At 61.2% G+C, this 19,078-nt stretch carries 17 protein-coding genes; 9 read left to right on the plus strand and 8 right to left on the minus strand.

Translation table 11 applies throughout. From position 1 onward, the window contains the following. Window positions 1-18 precede the first annotated feature (18 nt). Window positions 19-585: an ABC-type transport auxiliary lipoprotein family protein gene (locus PZ897_RS04475; RefSeq protein WP_275750300.1), complete on the plus strand. Its 567-nt coding sequence runs from the start codon at window positions 19-21 to the stop codon at window positions 583-585. 61 nt (window positions 586-646) lie between these two features. Here PZ897_RS04475 and PZ897_RS04480 read toward each other — a convergent pair whose 3' ends face one another. Together PZ897_RS04480 and PZ897_RS04485 are read right to left on the minus strand one after the other, a co-directional pair. Further along, a complete protein-coding gene (locus PZ897_RS04480) occupies window positions 647-922 on the minus strand; it encodes a hypothetical protein (protein WP_275750302.1) in 276 nt (91 codons plus the stop codon). 266 nt (window positions 923-1,188) lie between these two features. Then, entirely contained in the window at window positions 1,189-6,261 is a 5,073-nt protein-coding gene (locus tag PZ897_RS04485) for a hypothetical protein (RefSeq protein WP_275750304.1), read from the minus strand. A gap of 378 nt (window positions 6,262-6,639) precedes the next feature. Here PZ897_RS04485 and PZ897_RS04490 point away from each other — a divergent pair, with 378 nt between their 5' ends. The 4 genes from PZ897_RS04490 (at window position 6,640) to PZ897_RS04505 (ending at window position 10,239) form a co-directional block, all read left to right on the plus strand. Further along, the gene (locus tag PZ897_RS04490; protein WP_275750305.1) at window positions 6,640-7,008 is read left to right on the plus strand and encodes an Hpt domain-containing protein; all 369 of its coding nucleotides are present in this window, start codon (window positions 6,640-6,642) and stop codon (window positions 7,006-7,008) included. A gap of 140 nt (window positions 7,009-7,148) precedes the next feature. Continuing rightward, complete coding sequence (locus tag PZ897_RS04495) at window positions 7,149-7,469, plus strand: 2Fe-2S iron-sulfur cluster-binding protein (RefSeq protein WP_275750307.1); 321 nt, start codon at window positions 7,149-7,151, stop codon at window positions 7,467-7,469. 27 nt (window positions 7,470-7,496) lie between these two features. Next, on the plus strand, window positions 7,497-8,522 hold the full coding sequence (locus PZ897_RS04500; RefSeq protein WP_275750309.1) for an NAD(P)/FAD-dependent oxidoreductase: 1,026 nt from the start codon (window positions 7,497-7,499) through the stop codon (window positions 8,520-8,522). A gap of 370 nt (window positions 8,523-8,892) precedes the next feature. Beyond that, window positions 8,893-10,239, plus strand: coding sequence for an IS5 family transposase (locus PZ897_RS04505; protein WP_275750311.1), 1,347 nt, complete (start codon window positions 8,893-8,895; stop codon window positions 10,237-10,239). 342 nt (window positions 10,240-10,581) lie between these two features. Here the strand turns inward: PZ897_RS04505 and PZ897_RS04510 are convergent, their stop codons facing one another. Beyond that, complete coding sequence (locus PZ897_RS04510) at window positions 10,582-11,199, minus strand: DUF922 domain-containing protein (RefSeq protein ID WP_275750312.1); 618 nt, start codon at window positions 11,197-11,199, stop codon at window positions 10,582-10,584. A 105-nt stretch (window positions 11,200-11,304) separates the two neighbouring features. Between PZ897_RS04510 and folP the strand changes: the two genes are divergently transcribed. From folP to folK, 3 genes are read left to right on the plus strand one after another with little or no spacing between them, the layout of a single operon-like run. Further along, window positions 11,305-12,183, plus strand: coding sequence for a dihydropteroate synthase (gene folP / locus PZ897_RS04515; protein WP_275750314.1), 879 nt, complete (start codon window positions 11,305-11,307; stop codon window positions 12,181-12,183). Beyond that, window positions 12,176-12,544 (plus strand): dihydroneopterin aldolase, encoded by a 369-nt coding sequence (gene folB / locus PZ897_RS04520; protein ID WP_275750316.1) that lies wholly within the window; start codon window positions 12,176-12,178, stop codon window positions 12,542-12,544. Before folP ends, folB begins: the two co-directional genes overlap by 8 nt. Next, window positions 12,537-13,058, plus strand: coding sequence for a 2-amino-4-hydroxy-6-hydroxymethyldihydropteridine diphosphokinase (gene folK / locus PZ897_RS04525; protein ID WP_275750317.1), 522 nt, complete (start codon window positions 12,537-12,539; stop codon window positions 13,056-13,058). The genes folB and folK overlap by 8 nt, the downstream gene beginning before the upstream one ends. Window positions 13,059-13,070: 12 nt before the next feature. On the opposite strand, the gene PZ897_RS04530 is transcribed toward folK, so the two are convergent. The 4 genes from PZ897_RS04530 to PZ897_RS04545 all read right to left on the minus strand — a co-directional run bounded on the left by PZ897_RS04530 (window position 13,071) and on the right by PZ897_RS04545 (window position 16,926). Further along, window positions 13,071-13,610 carry a hypothetical protein gene (locus PZ897_RS04530; RefSeq protein WP_275750318.1) on the minus strand — a complete coding sequence of 180 codons (540 nt, stop codon included), beginning with the start codon at window positions 13,608-13,610 and terminating at the stop codon, window positions 13,071-13,073. A 97-nt stretch (window positions 13,611-13,707) separates the two neighbouring features. Beyond that, window positions 13,708-14,817, minus strand: a complete 1,110-nt coding sequence (locus tag PZ897_RS04535; RefSeq protein WP_275750320.1) for a TIGR01620 family protein — start codon at window positions 14,815-14,817, stop codon at window positions 13,708-13,710. Then, window positions 14,814-16,286 (minus strand): YcjX family protein, encoded by a 1,473-nt coding sequence (locus tag PZ897_RS04540; RefSeq protein WP_275750322.1) that lies wholly within the window; start codon window positions 16,284-16,286, stop codon window positions 14,814-14,816. The genes PZ897_RS04535 and PZ897_RS04540 overlap by 4 nt, the downstream gene beginning before the upstream one ends. Before the next feature lie 106 nt (window positions 16,287-16,392). Beyond that, window positions 16,393-16,926 (minus strand): histidine phosphatase family protein, encoded by a 534-nt coding sequence (locus PZ897_RS04545; RefSeq protein ID WP_275750323.1) that lies wholly within the window; start codon window positions 16,924-16,926, stop codon window positions 16,393-16,395. Window positions 16,927-17,216: 290 nt separating this feature from the next. Between PZ897_RS04545 and dksA the strand changes: the two genes are divergently transcribed. After that, a complete protein-coding gene (dksA, locus tag PZ897_RS04550; RefSeq protein WP_275750324.1) occupies window positions 17,217-17,636 on the plus strand; it encodes an RNA polymerase-binding protein DksA in 420 nt (139 codons plus the stop codon). 189 nt (window positions 17,637-17,825) lie between these two features. On the opposite strand, the gene PZ897_RS04555 is transcribed toward dksA, so the two are convergent. Then, the gene (locus PZ897_RS04555) at window positions 17,826-18,896 is read right to left on the minus strand and encodes a flagellar biosynthetic protein FliO (RefSeq protein ID WP_275750325.1); all 1,071 of its coding nucleotides are present in this window, start codon (window positions 18,894-18,896) and stop codon (window positions 17,826-17,828) included. Window positions 18,897-19,078 lie beyond the last annotated feature (182 nt).

Raw genomic sequence — 19,078 nt, forward strand, 5'->3', positions numbered from 1 at the left:
AGTCAACGGATTGCTGCAATGGTGTTGGCAACAGTCCTGTCCGGTTGCGCGGGCGGCCTTGTCGCCAGCACGCCGCCCGATACCTATGGCCTTTCGACTGCGCCTGAGGTGGCAGGTCAGACGGCCCGCAACCGCCAGATCCTGATTTCCGAGCCGACAGCGCTCAAGGCGCTCGACAGCGAGCAGATCGTGATCCGTCCAACGCCGTCGGCGATCCAGTATCTGGCAAAGTCGCAATGGTCCGACCGGCTGCCCAACATCGTGCAGGACAAGCTGGTCCAGGCGTTCGAGAACTCCGGCCAGGTCGGCGGCGTTGGCCGTCCCGGCGACGGTCTGGCAATCGACTACAAGATCATTACCGCCATCCGCGCCTTCGAGATCAAGGCGGATGCGGGCGAACAGGCGGTTGTCGAAATTTCGGCCAAAGTGCTCAATGACCGCAATGGTGTGGTGCTGGCGTCGAAGGTGTTCCGCTCGACCGCGCCGGTGTCAGGCTCCAGCAATGCCGCCTATGTGCAATCGCTCGACCGTGCCTTCGAGGTCGTGGTGCGCGATATGGTCGGCTGGACATTGTCCAGGATCTGAGACCGGATAATCCCGGACCGGCTCGCGCCTGCTGTCAGATTGACGTGTTTGCCTCTGGCGCTCAGCTGTCATCGCCCTGCGGGGCCGTGGGCGCTGCCTGAGCCGCCGTCTGCGACATCATGTCTGACGACGTTAACACCACCAGCAGGGCCAGATAGCCGACGGCTGCCACTATCGCGGGGCCGATCAAGGCGGGATAGCCGAACAGCCATATGGCGCTCAGCCACAGCAAGAGGGTGTTGATGACAAACATCACCTTCTCGGTATCTCCGCCCCGCCATGCGGCCCAGGCGAGAACGCCAATGATTGAACCATAGGCCATGAGTGCCAACGCCATAGAAACTCTTCCTGAATGCTGATGCTGTTTTCGGTTTCGCTCGCATGAGTCACGAGAGCGGAGTACGGCCTTGGTTTTGCATATTTTCCGGCTGCGGGCCGGATGGCATAAGGACGCATCAGGGCGGGTTTGCCGCACGCTGCGTTAAGGTCGGTGCTGCCTCGCCGTGAAAGGTGATTTCACCCGAGCCAGAAACTGAAAACCCCGCGCGGTGGCGGGGTTTTCGACAGATGGCCGGGTCGCGGCATCGACAATGGCGCGTGCCGTCAGTTGCGTCCGAAGCGGCCGCTGGCATGGGCCAGCATGGTATAGACCTTGCCGGTGTCCGAAGTCAGATAGGTCTGGGTCATCATGTTGTCGCGGTCGTTGCGCGCAACATCGGACAGCAGCTTTTCGAAATCGGCGATATAGCGATCGACGGCTGCGCGGAACTCCGGCTCGCGGCCGTACTTGTTCTTGATTTCGTCAAAGGTCTGCTGGCCCTTGAGGGTGTAAAGCCTGCGGGTGAAGACGTCGCGCTCACCGCGCTGATACCGCCGCCACAGATCCACCGAGGCGTCATGGTCGATGGCGCGGGCAATGTCGACCGACAGCGAGTTCAGCGATTCAACCACATGACGCGGATTGCGCTCCGGGGTGCGGTTGGCAACGGGAGCAGGCGCGGGCGCCTCTTCCTCGCGCGAGGCGGCGCGCAGAAGATCGCTGACCCAGCCCTGGCTCTTGGCCGGCGCGGCTGCCGCAGTGTCGAGACTGCCACGCAGGGGCGCGCGCTGGGCGGGTGCTGCCGGTTCGGCGCGGGGTGCCGGGGCAGCAGCAGCAGGCGCAGGGTCGCGGCGTGGCGCCGGTTGCTGTTGTGCCACAGCACGGGGGCGCGGCGCCGGTTCGGCGACCTCGGCACGATAGCCGGATTGACCGACGATCTGAGACAGTTCCTGCAACGCCTTGATCTGATCGCCGACCGCGCGGCGCATCGCTGCAGCACTCTCGCGGGTTTCTTCAGGCAGATCAAATGCACCGCGCTTGAGCTCGCTGCGGGTGTCGTCCAGCTCGCTGCGGATGCTTGCCGCCGACTGACGGATTTCCTCGGTCGCACCGGAGAACCGGCCAATGGCGTCCTCGATGGCTTCGCGGACGCTTTCGCGCATCGAACCGGCAGCGGATTGGGCCCGTGTCTCGGTTGTGCTGAGAAGCTTGTCGGCATCGGCCATTGCCGCATTGAGGCTCTGGCGCAAGGAGTCCGCAGCCGACTGGGCACGGCCTTCGGTGGAGTTGAGAAGCTTGTCGGCATCCTCCATCGCGGCCTGCAGGCTGATCCGCACCGATCCTGCTGCCTTCTGGGCGCGGCCTTCGGTCTGGCTCAAAATCGTATCGGCTTCGTTCAGGGCTTCGCGCATGCTTTCGCGCATCAGGCCGGCGGCGGCATGAGCCCGGTCCTCGGTTTCGCCCAACAGTTTGCCGGCATTCTCTGCAGCGTTGCGCAGGCCGCCTTCGAGGCGCATGGCCGCACGCTTGGAAAGGTCGTCGGCGCCGGCGAAAGCCTGCTCGACGATGCCTTCGAGCGACTGCATCGTGGCCTCGATCTGCTCGGAGCGGCTGACCAGCCCAAGTGAAAGCGACTGCAGCGCTTCGCGGCGCTCTTCGAGCGTGGTTGCCAGGTTGGACTGCGCCGCGCCCAGGAGGTCGGATGCAGAGGCCAGAACCTTGGAGTGATCGTCAAAGCGACCGGCGATGGCGCCAACCTGGTTGAGGGTGCGGCTGGAAATATCGGTGAGCCGTTCGACCTTGCCATCGAGCAGGCGGGCCGAGCCCGACAGCAGTTCGGCTGCCTTTTCGGTCGAGGCGGAGATCTCGCCGGAGGTCTGTGAGAGCTGGGAATTGGCTGCGCCAAGTGTGCTCGCCGCCGTGGCGATGACGCTGGAGATTTCCTGATTGCTGGCGCCAAGACGCTCGAGCAAGGCGCCAACATTGCCGCTGAGGCTTTGATTGACGGACTCGATGGCCGAAAGGGTCTCGCTGGTGCGGTTGGTGATGGCGTTGATCAGAGCTGCGTTTTCGGCGCGCAGACGATCGGTCGAAGCCTGGGTGACCTCGGTCAGGCGGTCGGCGAATTCCTCGCCGCTGGACACGTAGCGGTCCACCAGCGGACGGGCCTGCTCATCGATGACGCGTGACAGTTCCGCGGAGCGGCTGGCAAGCATCGAGTTAAGTTCACGCGTGCGCTCATCAAGTGTGGAATGAACCGCAGTGGCGCGAACATCCATAGCCTGCTCTGCCTCGACCAGCCGCTGGATGATTGTGACCGCCTTCTGATCGAGCGCTTCACCCAGTGAACCGGTGCGGGCAACAAGCTTGTCACCGGAATCGGCCAGACGGACGTTAATGGCTTCTGCCTTGTCATCGAGACTGGACACCAGTTCGCTGGCGGTTTCTCCGATACGGGTCGAAATCGCTCCGGTTTCCTGCTCCAGGCGGGACGCCAGTGCAGTGGCCTGCGCGGCAAAGCGGGCTTCGGTGGCGTCAAGAGTTTCGGAAATCGCATCGGCCTGCTTGCCGACGGTCTCGCCGACGCGCTCGACAAGATCGCTGATCCGGTTGGCTTCGCCACTCAGTTCGGTGGCGCCGGCCGAAATCCGCGCAGCAATGTTTTCGGCGTGGCTGGCAATGTTGGCGGTGCGCTCGTCGACATGCGTGTCGATACGATGGACAAACTCACGCGTCTGTTCATCCATGCGGCCGGCAAAGCCGGTGCTGACAGATTGAAGGCTTTCGCCGGCCTTGAGGGCTTCGGCGTCAAGTTCGGCTGACGCTTGTGAGACCGCTTCGCGAAGTTTGGCGGCGAGACCTGTTGCCTTGCCTTCGATTGTCTTGGACACGGTGTCGAGGCCGATGCCCAGCATATTGTTCATTGTCGTCAGGCGCTCGTCGATATGATCGGTGCCCTTGAGGAACGTTGCATCAACCTGATCGGAGGCGGATTTGGCGATTTCCGTGAAGCGCTGGCCTTCGACATCGAGCGTGGCCGCGAGCCGTTCCGATGCCGAGGCAAGCCCGGATTCGATCGCCTTGGCGCGGGCTGCCAGGCGTTCGTCGAGGGCATCACCGGCCTGATCGACCGATGCGCTGAACGTACCGGCGCGCTCGGCCAGCCTGCGATCGAGGCTCTCGGTGCTTTCGGCAAGCGAACCGAACAGCGCGGCGGACCGCTCGTTCAAGGTGGCATCAATCCGCTCCGCGCCAGCGGCGAGAGCCTTCTCCATGGCGTCAGTCCGGTTTGTCAGTGTCGTGTCGATGAGCACGGCCACATTGGCTGTGGAGAGATCGACGTGTTCGGCAACCGAGGCCGTGGAGGCAACAATGCGCTCTGCCCCTTCCGTCAGCGCCTTCTCAAGCGCCCCGGTGCGCTCGGCTGCCGTCGCTTCCATGCGCTCGGCCACCGTGGCGGTGGAGGCATCCATCTGCTCTGCAACAGTGGAGCTGGAGGCAACGATACGCTCGGCCCCGTCGGTGAGCGCCTTTTCAAGGGCTCCGGTGCGTTCGTCGACTGTGGACTGCATCCGCTCGGCGACGCTTGCTGCCGTGGCTTCGACACGTTCGGCCGCGCTCGAAGCGGAAACCTCGATCCGCTCGGCGACATCGGATGTGGAACTCTCGATGCGGTCGGCACCGCCGGCCAGCGCGGATTCGAGGGCCTGGCTGCGGTCCGAGAGGGTCGAGCCAATGCGCTCGAGGCTGGCGGCGAGAATGCCGTCCATGGCGCTGGTGCCACCGTTCAGAGTCTCGTTGATGCGTGACAGGCTGTCAGACAGCTTGCCGTCGAGGCTGCCAATGCGGCTGTCGAAGGCGGATGTGAATTCGCCGACACGCTCGTCGAAGGCGCCGGTCAGGCGGCCGACGGTGGATTCAAGCTTCTCCTCGAAGAACCCGGAGCGCAGATCGAGATCCATGATGGCATCGTCGGCGCTCGACTTGAGCGCCTGGCTGAACGACGCGCCCTTCTCATCGAGAGCGGAATTGAGCGAGGCAAGGGTCGCCTCAAGGCCTGAGGCAATGGCCTGCTGGCCATCGAACAGGCTGTCGGAAATCTCGCGGGTGCGGGCAATCAGCGTTTCATTGAGTTGACGGGCGCGCTCGCCCAGCGCTGCATTGAGCTTCTCGGTGTTGGCGTCAAGTGTCGAGGCCCGGGTTTCAAATTCCGACAACAGCGCCTTGCCGCGATGATTGAGCTGCACATTGAGCATTTCCAGTCGGGTGTCGAATTCGTCCGTCAGTTCGCCGCCGGAGCTCTTGAGGGCCGTGATCAGCGCCTCGGTGCGGCCGTCAAGCACGTTCTCCAGTTCCTGGCTGGTCTTGGACGTGCGCTCCTGAAGCGCCGCGGCACGGATTTCCATCAATTGGGCAAAGGCTTCACCGGATGTCGAGATCCGGGTGGCGATTTCCTCGCTGGCGGTCGTCAGTTCTTCCTTGAGCTGCTCATGGGCGCCGGCAATCGAGGCGCGGATGCGCTCGGCATGGTTGACGATGGCATCGCGTTCGCTGCCGAGTTCATGCACCAGCCCGCGGACGCGCATTTCATTGTCGGTATAGCTGCGCTCCAGCGCATTGACTTCCGAATGAACCAGCGTTTCGAGCTCGGACGCGCGTGCGATGGTCCGTTCGATGCCTTCATTCATGGCCGAGACTTCGCGACGCACAGCCTGGCCGACGGTGAGAATGCGGTCGCCGGCGACGTTCTCGGGCTCAGCCAGACGCAGGGCAACTTCGGCCATTGAGCGGGCAGCGGAGCGCATTTCGCGGGCGCGGGCCATCATCATCGAAAAGGCGAAGAAAATCAGGATCGGGATGATGATGGCCACAAGAAAGCCGATGGCTGCGGGCATGGCCAGCAGGTCCGTGACAGAGCGGATCTGCCAGATGGCCGGCGCAAACAGCAGGTTGGCCAGGCCGAGCACACCGACTGTCCACAACAGCGATATCAGTGCCGCGTTGCGCAGGGCGCCGCGGCTTGAACGGCTTTCGAGCGCCCGCAGCAATCCGGCCGTGGTCTTGCGGCTGTCGTCATTGGCAGGGGCCATCGGGCCTGCAGGCGTGAAGGGCGGCGTGGGAGACCGGGGCGCTGTGCTTTCACTCGGGGCTGTGTTGTCCGTCCCTGCTGCAGCCGCGCTCTTCGCACCGGCGTCCTTGAGTTCGCGTGCCGCGCTGGAGACCTTGACCTCGAGTTCTTCAAGCGAGATTTCATCAAGCGCGTCCAGGCTGTCATCACCCAGGTCGATCTTCAAGGCGTCTTCAAGCGCCTCAAAGGTCTGCTCTTCAATGCTCTTGTCCGCTGGTGTCTTACTCATGCCACTCAAGCCTCGTTACTCTCAACAGGGTATGGGCGCGCGCACAGCCCGATTTCGAACCTCTCAGGCGAGCACAACCGGCTTGCATAGACGTACGACGCGACCGGGGCTAACCGATTCTAGACCCTCAAACTCTCAAATAAGTGACACACACAACGCTAATTAACAAATTAAAGCGGTGGGATACGGGCTGCGTCCACTGGTTTTTAACATCTGCGTGTCTCGAAAAGAACCACAAACGTCAATGAAACGCCATATTTACGGGCTGTTAACCATTCCGGCAGGTTTTCCAGGGGGCATCGCAGCAATCTTTACCTGATCTAGAGCCTCACGGAGCCATTCTTGTCTCATCTATCGTTGAAGTAAAGGAATTCCGCAATGGCGGCGCTCAGTATCGCGTTTGAAGTTCAGGACCTTAGCTGTCAGCCTCGCCCGTCAGGAAGCCGACCCATCGACCTTGTGCATCTTGCCCGCCAGACCGGGGGGGACAAGGCGCTGGAGACGGAAGTTCTGGCTCTGTTTGCCCGCCAGGTCCGGCAGGCCGTGGCCCAGATTGACGAGATGAAAGCCGCTGCCCGCTCCGAACTGGCACACAAGATCGCCGGAGCTGCCAAGGGCGTGGGAGCCTTCGAGGTCGCGCGCTGCGCCGCCACGCTTGAGGCTGAGCCGGACAGTTCCGCCGCAGTGGTGGCGTTCACCAGGGCTGTGGTCGATGCCGATACGTTCATTATCGGGCTGACGCGCTAAGCGGCGCCGCAATTGCACTGTTAAACAGCCAGTTTGGAAAACCATGCCGCGTATCACTGTCGCAGCGTGGTTTTCATTCTTGCCTCACACTGTCCAGCGTGTATGAAAGCCTCAACCCCATGTTAATGCCAGAGGCCGCAATGACCAAAATCTCCCTTGTCACGTTTGACGGTACGCGCTTTGATGTCGAAGCCGAGAACGGTTCAACCGTGATGGAAAACGCGATCCGCAACTCCGTACCCGGCATCGAAGCCGAGTGTGGCGGGGCCTGCGCTTGCGCGACCTGCCATGTCTATGTCGATGAGGCATGGTCGGAAATTGTCGGTGCGCCGGCGGCGATGGAAGAGGACATGCTCGACTTTGCCTTCGATGTGCGTCCGACATCGCGACTTTCCTGTCAGATCAAGGTTCGCGAAGAACTCGACGGACTGGTTGTGCATGTGCCCGAGCGGCAGGCCTGATTTTCCTCTCATATCCGGATAATTGTGATGTCTACACCGATTGAAACCGATGTCGTTATTGTTGGCGCCGGGCCGGTGGGTCTGTTTGCCGTTTTCGAACTTGGCCTCTACGATCTCAAATGTCATCTGATCGACATTCTTGACCGTCCAGGCGGGCAATGCACCGAGCTCTATCCGGAAAAGCCGATCTATGACATTCCGGCCTGGCCGGAGATCTCGGGTCAGGCGCTTGTCGACCGGCTGATGGAGCAGATTGCGCCGTTTTCGCCGCAGTTCCATTTCAACCGGATGGTCGCGGGCTTTCGCAAGCTCGACAATGGCCGTTTCGAAGTCGAGACCGATGAGGGCGAACTGTTCCATACCCATGCGGTTGTCATCGCCGCTGGCGGCGGATCGTTCCAGCCGAAACGACCGCCGGTGCCCGGTATCGAGGCCTATGAAGACAAGAGCGTGTTCTATTCCGTGCGCCGCATGGAAGAGTTTCGTGACAAGGACCTGCTGATTGTCGGCGGCGGTGATTCCGCGCTCGACTGGACGCTCAACCTGCAGCCGGTGGCAAAGTCGGTGACGCTGGTGCACCGCCGGGCCGATTTCCGTGCGGCGCCCGACAGTGTCAACAAGATGTTTGCCCTGCGCGACGAGGGCAAGGTCGATTTCCAGGTCGGACAAGTGACCGGACTGAAGGGCGAGGATGGCCAGCTTGCCGCGGCAACGATCAAGGCGCCGGACGGCGAAGTTGATGTGGCGTGCAATCGCATGCTGCCGTTCTTCGGCTTGACCATGAAGCTCGGCCCGATCGCTGAATGGGGCCTCAATCAACACGAAAACCTGGTTGCGGTCGACACCGAGAAGTTCGAAACCAACATCCCCGGCGTGTTCGCCATCGGTGACATCAACTGGTATCCGGGCAAGCTCAAGCTGATCCTGTCGGGATTTCATGAAGCTGCCCTGATGACGCAGGCGGTCAAGCGTCTTGCCCATCCGGATCAGAAGCTGGTGTTCCAGTACACCACCTCCTCGACCAGCCTGCAGAAGAAGCTCGGGGTCAAGTGAGGCTGGCGGTTGATCCGCTCTCATCCATGGGTGAAGTAATATGGTGTAATGAGGCAAAAATAGCCCCGCTTTCCACAGGAGAAAACGGGGCTAATGGGCGCATCAGTGACCAGACTCGATGAGGGAGGATCAACAAGTGAGGTCCTTGCGCCAGGGAGCCCGAATCAATTCTTTGAATGTGCTCTTGAAATCATATTTAACTAATTAGTCGTCCGTGAAGAATTCCCAACCATTTGATTTCACTGCCTGACCGGGTATTTTCAAGTATTCGTTTTCGCAAGAGATCGGGTTTTTTGGCGCGGGTTTCTTGCAATTTGATTTGTGCTTTTCGGTGTGATTCACTGCTCCAATCGTTGATTTGGAGGGTGCGATGAAGCCTCGTGACGTTGTTCAAACCGGCCAGAGCGACCTTTTTCGCTCCAGGCTCGATCAGATCATCGACATGGGCCACGAAAAGGTGGTTCTGGCTGGTCATATCGACTGGCAATTCCTGTCGCAAAAATGCGGTGGCAACTACAGCGACAAGCCCGGTCATCCGGCGCTGCCCACCCGTCTGATGGCAGGGCTGCACATTCTCAAATATGCCGACAACCTGTCAGATGAGGAGGTTTGCGCCCGCTGGGTCGAGAACCCCTATTACCAGCACTTCTGCGGCGAGGAATTCTTCTCCCACAGCTTGCCGCTGGACCGCTCCTCCATGACCCGCTGGCGTCAGCGGATGGGTGAGGAAAACATTCAGTCGCTGCTGCAGGAAAGCCTAGCGGTCGCAGTGAAGGTCGGGGCAGCCAGACCTGCTGACTTCACCCAGGCGATCGTTGACACCACGGTGCAGGAAAAGAATGTCGCCTTTCCCACCGACGCCAAACTGATCCACCGGGCGCGCCAAAAGCTGGTCAAGCAGGCCCGGGATGCAGGCATTGATCTGCGCCAGTCCTATGCCAGGGTCGGCAAGCGCGCCTTGATTGCCCACCAGCGCTACGCCCACGCCAAGCAGTTCAAACGGGCGAGAAAGCAATTGAGAAAGCTCAAGACCTATCTGGGGCGCACCATTCGCGACATCGGCCGCAAGAGCAAAGGCAATGCCGCGCTTGAAGAGGCCTTCCTGCGTCCCCTCTGGCTGGCCGAACGGGTGATGACCCAGAAGCCGCGCGACGCCATCCCCAAGAAGATCTATTCCCTGCATGCGCCAGAGGTCGAATGTATTGGCAAGGGCAAGGCTCACAGACCTTACGAGTTCGGCGTCAAGGCTTCGATCGCCACAACGCTCAACCGCTCAAAGGGCGGCCAGTTCGCCATCCACGCCAAGGCGCTGCCCGGCAGGCCTTATGATGGCCATACGCTCGCAACAGTGATCCCCGAGATCGAAGCGCTGACAGGCGCGACCCTCAAACGCATCCTCGCAGACGCCGGATACAAAGGCCACAACGCGCCACAAAGCCACAAATTCCGTGTCTTCACCGCAGGCCAGAAACGCCGCGTCACACCGGCCATCAAACGCCAGATGAAACGACGATCAGCTGTCGAACCGGTCATCGGGCATCTCAAAGCCGGACACAGAATGGACCGCAATTACCTCGCCCACGAAAAAGGCGACGCCATCAACCCGATCCTCGCCGCCATCGGATACAACTTCCGCCTCATCCTCAAATGGATCAGGCTTCTTTGGCTCCAAATCTGGATCAAGTGGGTAACCAATCAATCAGCGATAATCGCGTAGATCACAGTCGACTAATTAACCTTGTGCGAATATTGTCAGGAGTGCCGGGTGTAAAATTGGGGTTCGCCGAAAGGGCGCCATTTTACCTTGACATGAGCAAGTATCTCTACCGGAAGGCCTGCCCTGACAGGTCCGGCGCTGCACTGCACAGTCAATGCGGCTCTTCGCGTAGCGGATTTTCCATTCTTTCTTCGATCTTTGCAGCCGGTGCTGAATTTTGTGCCTGCCGATAGTGCCTCTGCTGTAAACTGATCTGAGTGCAATTCCGCCTTGAAGGTCAGATCGGAACTTTGGGAGTAGACCCGCAGACCCGGTTCCGGCATTTGCCGCACACTCCCGGCATCAACCGCCGCTGCGCAGCTTTTCGACCTTGAAACGAAGCATGCGCAGCATGCGCCGCTCGAAGCTGGCGGCCTCGACCCGGTCATATCTTTCCTGATCCGCCGCATGTTTGTCGATGATCGACTTGCTGGTTTGGCTGGCGCGGGCTTCCATCAGCTTGCAGGTCGGCTCGGGACGAAGCGCCTCCAGCGCCTTTTCCAGCTTGCGGGCATATTGGCGGGCAATTTCGGCATGCCGCTCTTCGTGGCGCTTGATGTCGGATGACAGCGTGTCCCAGATCAGGACCGTTTGCCGGTCTGCCTTGCTGCGGTTTTTCCAGCGTGGCAGCGTCAGGTGGGTTTCGAGTTTGACGGTGGCGGCGACAACGCGGCATTTGCCTCCGGCATTTTTATATTTGACCGAGCCACCGAGCTTGATTCTGGTGGCGCCGGGATGCCGGATTCCGGATTTCGAGAGGACCGGTCCATGCTTGGACAATTCGCGCTCGAGGTCGGCACCGGTCAGGCCGCCAACGGTGAAATAGGCGTAGGTTTTTGTGATCAACGGGTCGGCGGATCCCTGGCTTGCGGGAAGACACAGCAACAACAGCGCCGTTAAGGTGAGGCGAACAGCGCCCATGGAAAACTCCCGTCTCAAACAGTGCCCGGGAACTTGCGCCATGGCGTCAGCTCATGCAACAGCAAGCAGGAGCCAAATTGCCACAGTTGCCGGGAAACAAGCCTCATGCCCTTAACCTCCGAACGTGTGTTTGATCCGAGACCTTACAGGCTGGGCCGTCATCGGCAGCTCGAGCTGGGTCTGCGCGCACGGATCATGGGAATTCTGAATGTGACCCCGGATTCGTTTTCGGATGGTGGCCGGCACGCCGATGCGGAGGCGGCCATCAACGCGGCGCGCGCCATGGTCGGCGAGGGGGCCGACATCATCGATATCGGCGGTGAATCAACCCGGCCGGGAGCGGATGCTGTCAGCGCCCTGGAAGAGCAGCAGCGAATCATGCCGGTGATCGAGGCATTGGTGCAGGATCACCAGATCCTGATCTCGGTGGACACGTGGCGGGCTGAAACCGCCCGGCTGGCGCTTGCCGCCGGCGCGCATCTGATCAACGATGTCTGGGGGCTGCAGCGCGAACCGCAGATTGCGCGCGAGGCGGCGGAGGCGGGCGCGGCAGTCGTCATCATGCATACCGGGCGCGATCGGACGCGTCTGCCGGATCTGATTGACGACCAGCTCCACTGGTTCGCCGGCTCGCTGGAGATCGCCCGGAGCGCAGGTATTGCAGACGACCAGATCCTGCTCGATCCGGGGTTCGGATTTGCCAAGGACGCGTCAGACAATCTGGAGCTGATGACACGATTTGCCGAATTGCATGCGATGGGGCTGCCGTTGCTGGCGGGAACGTCGCGCAAACGGTTCGTCGGCGCGCTGACCGGGCGTGAGGCGTCCGACCGCGATGTCGGGACGGTGGCGACCAGCGTGGCTCTGCGGTTTGCCGGTGCGGCGATGTTTCGGGTGCACAATGTCGCTTTCAACCGGGATGGACTTGCGGTTGCGGACGCGATGGTTCAAAGCAGCCGCGAAAAGGAGCCCGGTCATGGCTGACTGCTACACCATCCGTCTGGTCAATTGTGCGTTTTTTGCCCGCCATGGCGTTCATGACGAGGAGGAAGTCCTCGGCCAGCGCTTCTTCGTTGATGCCGAGCTTGAGGTTGAGCGGGGTGATGCGCTGGACAAAGATCGCATCGAAGGGACTGTCCATTACGGCCTGGCATTCAAGGTGATCGAGGAGATTGTCACCGGCAAGCGGCGGTGCATGATCGAAACCCTGGCGTTTGATATTGCCAAGGCACTGTCGGCCCGGTTTCCGCAAATCCGCATGGCGCGCATCACCGTTCGCAAGCCCAGCGCACCGGTGCCAGGAATCCTGGACCATATTGAAGTCACGGTCGAACATCGTGGCTGATTCCGCGGCCGTCATCGCGGCGATCGGGCTCGGCGGCAACATCGGCAATCCGCGCCAGACGATGGCGCGGGCGCTGAAGCTGCTGCAAGCGCGCGACGACGTGGCAATCCGCACGGTCTCGAAGCTTTACCGGACACCGCCCTGGGGCAATACCGATCAGGAGTGGTTCCACAACGCCTGTGCGCTGGTGGAAACGACGCTCGATCCGCATCAATTGCTGAAAGTGTGCCTGGAGATAGAATTGCAGCTAGGCCGGGTCCGCACGGATCGCTGGGGACCGCGCACGATCGATCTCGACGTGCTCCTGCACGGCGACTTCCTGTCCGATCATGCCGATCTGACGGTGCCGCACCCGCGGATGACCGAGCGGGCTTTCGTGATGGTGCCGCTTGCCGATATCGCACCGCAAGCGGTGGTCAATCTGCAAAGCATCGCGGATTGGTCGAGCGAGGTCGATTCGGCAGGGATTGAAGCCCTGAGCAAGTCCGGAGACTGGTGGCAGGACGAGGCATGATTGCAGGCCGGATCAGCGCAATGCGCCGGTCTTGACGTTGTCGACCTTGCGTTTGAGCGTCATGCCGATGACCGGTATCATCTGTTCGCCGACCTTGACCGAGATGGTCACATTCATCGTTTCAGTGTCTTGCAGGCGGGCGATCATGGCGCCGTTCAATGTCTTGCGGTTGATGCCCATGACGGCTCTGTTGCCGGTGATCTTGCCGGAGACAATGTCGAGGCCGTCGCCGGCCGAGCCGTCAAGGAAGCGGCCGGTGTAGGTGGCGCCTTTGCGGGTGATGACAGCCGACATTTTCTGGTTGAAAACCCCGACCCGGCAACTGCCGTCAAGCGAGATGCCGGTGGCCTTGCCGTTGACCGGATCACCGCTGAGATTGCAGACGAACTTTGTGCCCTTGTATTTTCCGGCGACAATTTCGCCCGGGCCCTTCCAGCTTCCGGCGGCAGATTGAAAGAAGATGCTGTCCTTGTCGCGCGAGAGCGCCGGCGCGGCAAAAAGCAAGCTGAAAGCCGCAAGACAAAGCGGGAGGATGCGAAACTTCGAGAACATGGTCACACCTGTTGCGGCTGGAAATGAAGTTCGAAATTGACGCAGAATGGTTAATGGACAGTGATCATAACCGCAGTAACGCATTTTTTCGAAGCTGTCATGCCTCGTCTTCGCCCGGTCCAACCTTGCCGCCTTTGGCGGTGAAGCCAGTAAGATCGGACAGGAAATTGCTGATGCCGGGCCGTTTGAGCTCGGAAAACGGCATCGGGCGGCACAGATCCATCGCCGAAATGCCGATCCGTGCGGTCATCAGGCCGTTGATGACGCCTTCGCCTAGTCTTGCGGACAGCTTGGCAGCAAGGCCGTGACCGACCACCTGCTGGATCAGGCTGTCACCCGCTGCAATGGCGCCGGTGACGGCAAGGTGGGCAATGACATCGCGGAACAGGCGGATCATGCCGATGGTCCCGGGACGGCCGCCATAGAGTTCGGCCAGGGCGCGGATCAGCCGCACGGCCTCGAAGCTGACAAAGGCCAGATCGACAAAGGCGCGCGGGCTGACGGCGGTGACGACAGAAACCCGGCGGGCGGCGTTGACGATCAGTTGACGGGCCTGACGGTCAAGCGGCGCCATCAGTTCACGTTCCGCAAAGCCGAGATAATGCGGCCCGTCAATGACCTCGTCATCGAGCGCCTTGAGGTTCTTGCGACCGCGGGCGGTCAGCGGGTTGGCGGCGATCAGTCCAGAGACCTCGGCGGCCAGCGCACGCGCTTGCTTGGCTGTTGACTGGCTCTTCCGTTGAGCGATTTCGGCGCGCAGAGCTGCAACCTTCGTCAGGCGACGGATGCTTGAATACTCCTTGACCGCCACCGCCAGCAGCGCCAGCGCCGCGATTGCGGCAGCAGCCGCTGCGACCCAGCCGAGCCAGGGCAGGCGCTCGAACAGGCTGCGGATCAGCGTGTCGATCCAGATGCCGAGCGCCAGCGCGAAAATGAAGCCAAGGCTTGCCATCAGCAGCTTGCCGGCAGTCAGCCGCCGGCGGCGCGGCATGGCCGGGGGTGGGGTCAGCGCCTCAAGATCCTCCAGCGGCGCCATGAACGGATCATCCTGCTCCATGGTCATTTCGACGGTGACGGGAATCGCAGCAGGCTTGCGCGCTGTTTTCGCCTTGCTCTCGGCGGCGCCGGTTGGTGCCTTGGCAGCGGGGTCGTCGACGCTGAAGGAGCGCGGCTTGCGGGACCCGGATGAAGCGTTGCTGTCAATCATGCCAGCCGGTCTCCCAGCAGATATTGCAGCGCCCGGTCGAGCCGGATATGCGGCAGCGACAGCTTGACGCCGGTTTCGGTTTCCTCGATCAGCGGCGGCCGGAAGCGGACGATGTTAAAGTCGGGCAGCGGTTGCTGAGATGGTGAATCAACGGTTTTGAAAAATGATTCCGGTTTTGCCGGCAAGTCCCCGGGAAATATGGCTGTTTTGCGATTGCCGTCAAACAGTTCAGCGTCGATGCGCTCGCCTTCGAGCGGGGTTCCGACAATCACCGGAAGCACTTCGCCATCCTGACGCACAGTCGCCTCCCGCGTTGCCCGTACCGCCGCTATCGCCATCACCTCGATATGCGCACCGGACGAACCGATGTTGCGGGAAGCGCGGTCGACGATGCGGCGGGCAATGGCTTCCAGCCGGTCGTGGCTTTCATGGTGCAGGTGGTCGGCCTTGGTGGCGGCGATCAGAACCTTGTCGATCCGGCGCGAGATCAGGCTGGTAAGCAGGTTGCTGCTTCCCGGCCTGAAACAGGAGAGCACATCAGACAGAGCCCGTTCGAGATCGATCACCGCCTCGCGTCCGGCGTTCATGGCCTGCATTGCGTCAATCAGCACGATCTGGCGGTCAAGCCGGGCGACATGCTCGCGGAAGAAGGGTTTGACCACCACCGACTTGTAGCTCTCAAACCGCCGCTCCATCATTGCCCTTAGCGAGCCCTTGGGGGTTGGTGTGTCGGGCAGATTGGGAAGCGGAGCGAAAGTCAACGCCGGAGAGCCTTCGAGATCACCCGGCATCAGGAAGCGGCCCGGGGGGAGCGTGGAAAGTGCGCGCACCTCCTGCTTGCAGGCCCTGAGATAATCCGTGAACAGCCGCGCCAGGTCGCGCGCGTCGCTTTCGTCGGCGGGTTTGTGCGGATCAATGGATCCGGCCTTCTCAAGCCAGGGTGCGGCCAGGTCGGCGCGAACCGGTGATCTTGCCAGCGAGGAAGCGTTGAGCGAGAACGCGGCGAAATCCTGACCCAGCAGGGGCAGGTCGAGCAGCCATTCACCGGGGTAATCGACAATGTCGAGACAGAGCCTGCCGCCGGAGAAGAAGCGGTTCCAGCCGCTGGCCGATTCGTATTCGATGACCAGACGGAGTTCGGAGATGGCGCGGGTCGATTCGGGCCAGATGCGTTCGTCGATCATGCGCGCGGCGTGGTCCTCATACTGAAACCGCGGTACCGCGTCATCAGGTTGCGGTTCGAGAAAGGAGCGGGCAAGGCGACCGGAATGGGCGGCTTCGAACATCGGCAATCGGCCGCCATGCAGCATGTTGTGGACCAGCGCGGTGATGAACACGGTCTTGCCGGCACGCGAGAGGCCGGTGACGCCAAGCCGCATGGTCGGCTGGATGATGTTGCTGGCGCGGTCGGTCAGCGTGTCAAACGCGATCAACGCTTCGTCAGCGAGGTTTGTGTAGGAGGGTGACACGTTTGCAGGCAGCCTTTCGAAAAGGTCCGGTCGGTAACACGATCCTGGTCAGATATAGGGGGCTGGGCCCGGTATTGAAAGCGGCGGCGGAGCTGTGACGCCGGTTTCATGCATCGACAGGCGAGAGCAGGGCGATGAATCTGGCGTCACCGTTGACCGCGCCGCGCCCCTGCACGTCACAATCGGCGATCAGCATGCCGCCGGTGGGAAAGCCACCCCCCAACGCGGTTTCGTACGCGCTCGGTTCGTTGCGCAGTAGTGCGTGGGAAGCGTCCTCGATCATCGGATTGTGGCCGATGAGCATGACCGACCGGATGGCTGGATCTTCAACCTCTGCGATCAGATTGAGATAGCCCTCGTGACTGGTCGTATAAAGGATCTCGCTGTGTTCGACCTTTGGTTGGTATGCCGCGCGCGCCAGAAGAAGGTCAAGTGTTTCGCGACAGCGGCGCGCACTGGAACAGTGGACCAGATCCGGCTCGAAAGCGTTGACGCTCAGGGTCGCGGCAAGGCGCGCGGCCTCTTCACGACCGCGCTCGTCCAGTCCGCGATCGAAATCACGCACACCGGGAAGTGGCCATGCCGCATGGGCATGACGGACCAGATAAACGCGCAAAGCTGTGTTGGGTGATGGGCTCATTGGCTGACTGTAGTCATTTGCGCCGCGGCTTCAATTCGCCAAAAGCACAAAGTGCAATGCAGCAAAAACACCGTCTGTACAGATCCCGGCCCGGCGCCCGAAGGAACCCATCAGATTGCAGTGTCCGGGCATCGTCCATAACCAGTCCGGGTCCGGAAAGTCAGTGGATTCAGTTCATTGCTTGCAATTTCAAAGGGGAATCAAATTGCAGTGTCCGGCAATTTTACGACTTGTACCGGTGCTGTCGTCTGGTTATACACCCCCGCAAGAGCTTAGCTGGGAGAATCGTAATGATTGAAGACTTCGATTGTTCCTCATATGTGCCCTCGGAAAACGAGGATTTCATGAACGTTAAACAGCGCGCCTATTTTCGGGCCAAGCTGGTAGCCTGGCGGAATGATATTCTCAAGGAGGCTCGCGAGACGCTTGAGCATCTCGCAGAGGAAAGCGCCAACCAACCCGATGTGGCTGATCGTGCATCCTCGGAAACGGACCGTGCGATCGAACTGCGCGCTCGCGACCGGCAACGCAAACTGATCGGCAAGATTGATTCCGCGCTTGCGCGTATTGATGACGGTACCTACGGATATTGTGAGGAAACCGGGGAGCCTATCAGCCTGAAACGGCTCGATGCCCGGCCGATTGCAACCTTGTCGATTGAGGCGCAGGAGCGTCATGAACGGCGCGAGAAGGTGTATCGCGACGAGTAGTTCCGCCACGGGAACGGATATGGGAGAAACCGGCTACAGGGCCGGTTTTTTTCGTTTCGGAGCCTGTTTGTCGCTGTGCCGCCTGTCGGCGCGAGACGGTCTTGTCCATTCAGCGCGGCACATCCAGCGACCATATCCGGCGGCGATCATATCCGGCGGTGATTGTGCCTGGCGCTGCTTGTAGCGGGCCTATGGCTTGCGCGACAAATCCCCAAGCAGCCGTTCCATTTCCTCTTCCAGCGAATCGCGCGATGACTGTGATTCCGGCTTGACCTCGGGCGCCTCGATCAGCTCGGCTTCGTCGGGATCGAGCTGATGCTCGTAATAAGGATCGGTCAGAAAAGCGTCGCCGGTTTCATCAAGCGTCAGATCATCGGACAATTCCGCCGCAAGCACGGCTTCGAAATCGGCTCCCACAGAGGCTTTCCCAGCGACCGGCGTCCGGGTCGGGCCGGGGCTGGAAGCGCCGGTTGATGTCTGTGCCGGTGCGACCGGTGCCGCTGGCTGCGGGGAATCGCCAGCCTCGAGGTCTTCGAAAACACGTGTTCTGGCGCTTTCGAGCAGGTCGGCGGCGTCTTCAGCGCGAAGCGTGGGCGCAACCCGCGGTGGCATCGTCGCGGTTGAACCGGTCGGCGGTGTGGGCGTCATGGACCGCGGCGAGGACGCCGGGCGGGGCACGTGTGAGGCCTGGGCCGGCGGCACTTCGGTCAAGTCATCGAACGTGCTTTCGTCGAAGCTCGGTTCCTCGAAAACACGGGTTCTGGCAGAATCAAGGACGTCGGCCGCTTCACTCCGGATGGATCCGGCCGCAGGCGCTGATTCGGTTTTTGCGGCAGGGGCTGCTTTGGCGGCCGTTGATGCCACGGCTGCCGTCACAGCGGTCGGCAGGGCCGGTTGCACTGAAGCCGAGTGTGCCTGCTGGGGCGGGCGCTGGTCCTGGGATTGGACCTGCGGACCGTCCGATTGAGTCTGCTGCGAGGAAATGCGGCTTTCGATGACAATGTCGGTGGGTCCGCCAATCATGACAAGATGCTCGACATCATCGCGCCGGATCAGCACCAGCCGACGGCGGGTGTCGACTGCGGTTGCGTCAAGCACCGCCAGCCGCGGCAGGCGGGTCTTTCCGCCACGAATGAAGGTCGACGACGCGCGGGCGCGTATCAGCCAAAACACGCCCACCAGCGCCAGCAAGGCCACGGCGACGATGAGGATGGCGGTCAACAAAGTTGCACCCTGGCCGCCAATTATGCTGTCCGGCATCCGGTGTCCTTCCGTTCCAATCGATTGTGACCGCTCAAATCGGCCCTGTTGCGCCGGTTCTGACCGGCTCCCGGTGACATTTGACGTTTTTTCCGCCTGCACCACAAGCTGCCAGGAGGGTTTTCCCGTATCGCGTTGGGTCCGGCAGCGGTCAGAAGCCTGTGCGATGACGCAAGAATGCG

Origin of the sequence: Hoeflea sp. YIM 152468 (genome assembly GCF_029210485.1) — a bacterium.
Classification (GTDB): Bacteria; Pseudomonadota; Alphaproteobacteria; order Rhizobiales; family Rhizobiaceae; genus Hoeflea.

Coding starts and splice junctions, on each gene's coding strand:
- PZ897_RS04510 (WP_275750312.1), bottom strand. CDS start 11,199: ATGGGCGCTGTTCGCCTCACCTTAACGGCGCTGTTGTTGCTGTGTCTT.
- PZ897_RS04495 (WP_275750307.1), top strand. CDS start 7,149: ATGACCAAAATCTCCCTTGTCACGTTTGACGGTACGCGCTTTGATGTC.
- PZ897_RS04475 (WP_275750300.1), top strand. CDS start 19: ATGGTGTTGGCAACAGTCCTGTCCGGTTGCGCGGGCGGCCTTGTCGCC.
- folB (WP_275750316.1), top strand. CDS start 12,176: ATGGCTGACTGCTACACCATCCGTCTGGTCAATTGTGCGTTTTTTGCC.
- PZ897_RS04535 (WP_275750320.1), bottom strand. CDS start 14,817: ATGATTGACAGCAACGCTTCATCCGGGTCCCGCAAGCCGCGCTCCTTC.
- PZ897_RS04555 (WP_275750325.1), bottom strand. CDS start 18,896: ATGCCGGACAGCATAATTGGCGGCCAGGGTGCAACTTTGTTGACCGCC.
- folP (WP_275750314.1), top strand. CDS start 11,305: ATGCCCTTAACCTCCGAACGTGTGTTTGATCCGAGACCTTACAGGCTG.
- dksA (WP_275750324.1), top strand. CDS start 17,217: ATGATTGAAGACTTCGATTGTTCCTCATATGTGCCCTCGGAAAACGAG.
- PZ897_RS04530 (WP_275750318.1), bottom strand. CDS start 13,610: ATGTTCTCGAAGTTTCGCATCCTCCCGCTTTGTCTTGCGGCTTTCAGC.
- PZ897_RS04485 (WP_275750304.1), bottom strand. CDS start 6,261: ATGAGTAAGACACCAGCGGACAAGAGCATTGAAGAGCAGACCTTTGAG.
- PZ897_RS04505 (WP_275750311.1), top strand. CDS start 8,893: ATGAAGCCTCGTGACGTTGTTCAAACCGGCCAGAGCGACCTTTTTCGC.
- PZ897_RS04500 (WP_275750309.1), top strand. CDS start 7,497: ATGTCTACACCGATTGAAACCGATGTCGTTATTGTTGGCGCCGGGCCG.
- PZ897_RS04545 (WP_275750323.1), bottom strand. CDS start 16,926: ATGAGCCCATCACCCAACACAGCTTTGCGCGTTTATCTGGTCCGTCAT.
- PZ897_RS04490 (WP_275750305.1), top strand. CDS start 6,640: ATGGCGGCGCTCAGTATCGCGTTTGAAGTTCAGGACCTTAGCTGTCAG.
- PZ897_RS04480 (WP_275750302.1), bottom strand. CDS start 922: ATGGCGTTGGCACTCATGGCCTATGGTTCAATCATTGGCGTTCTCGCC.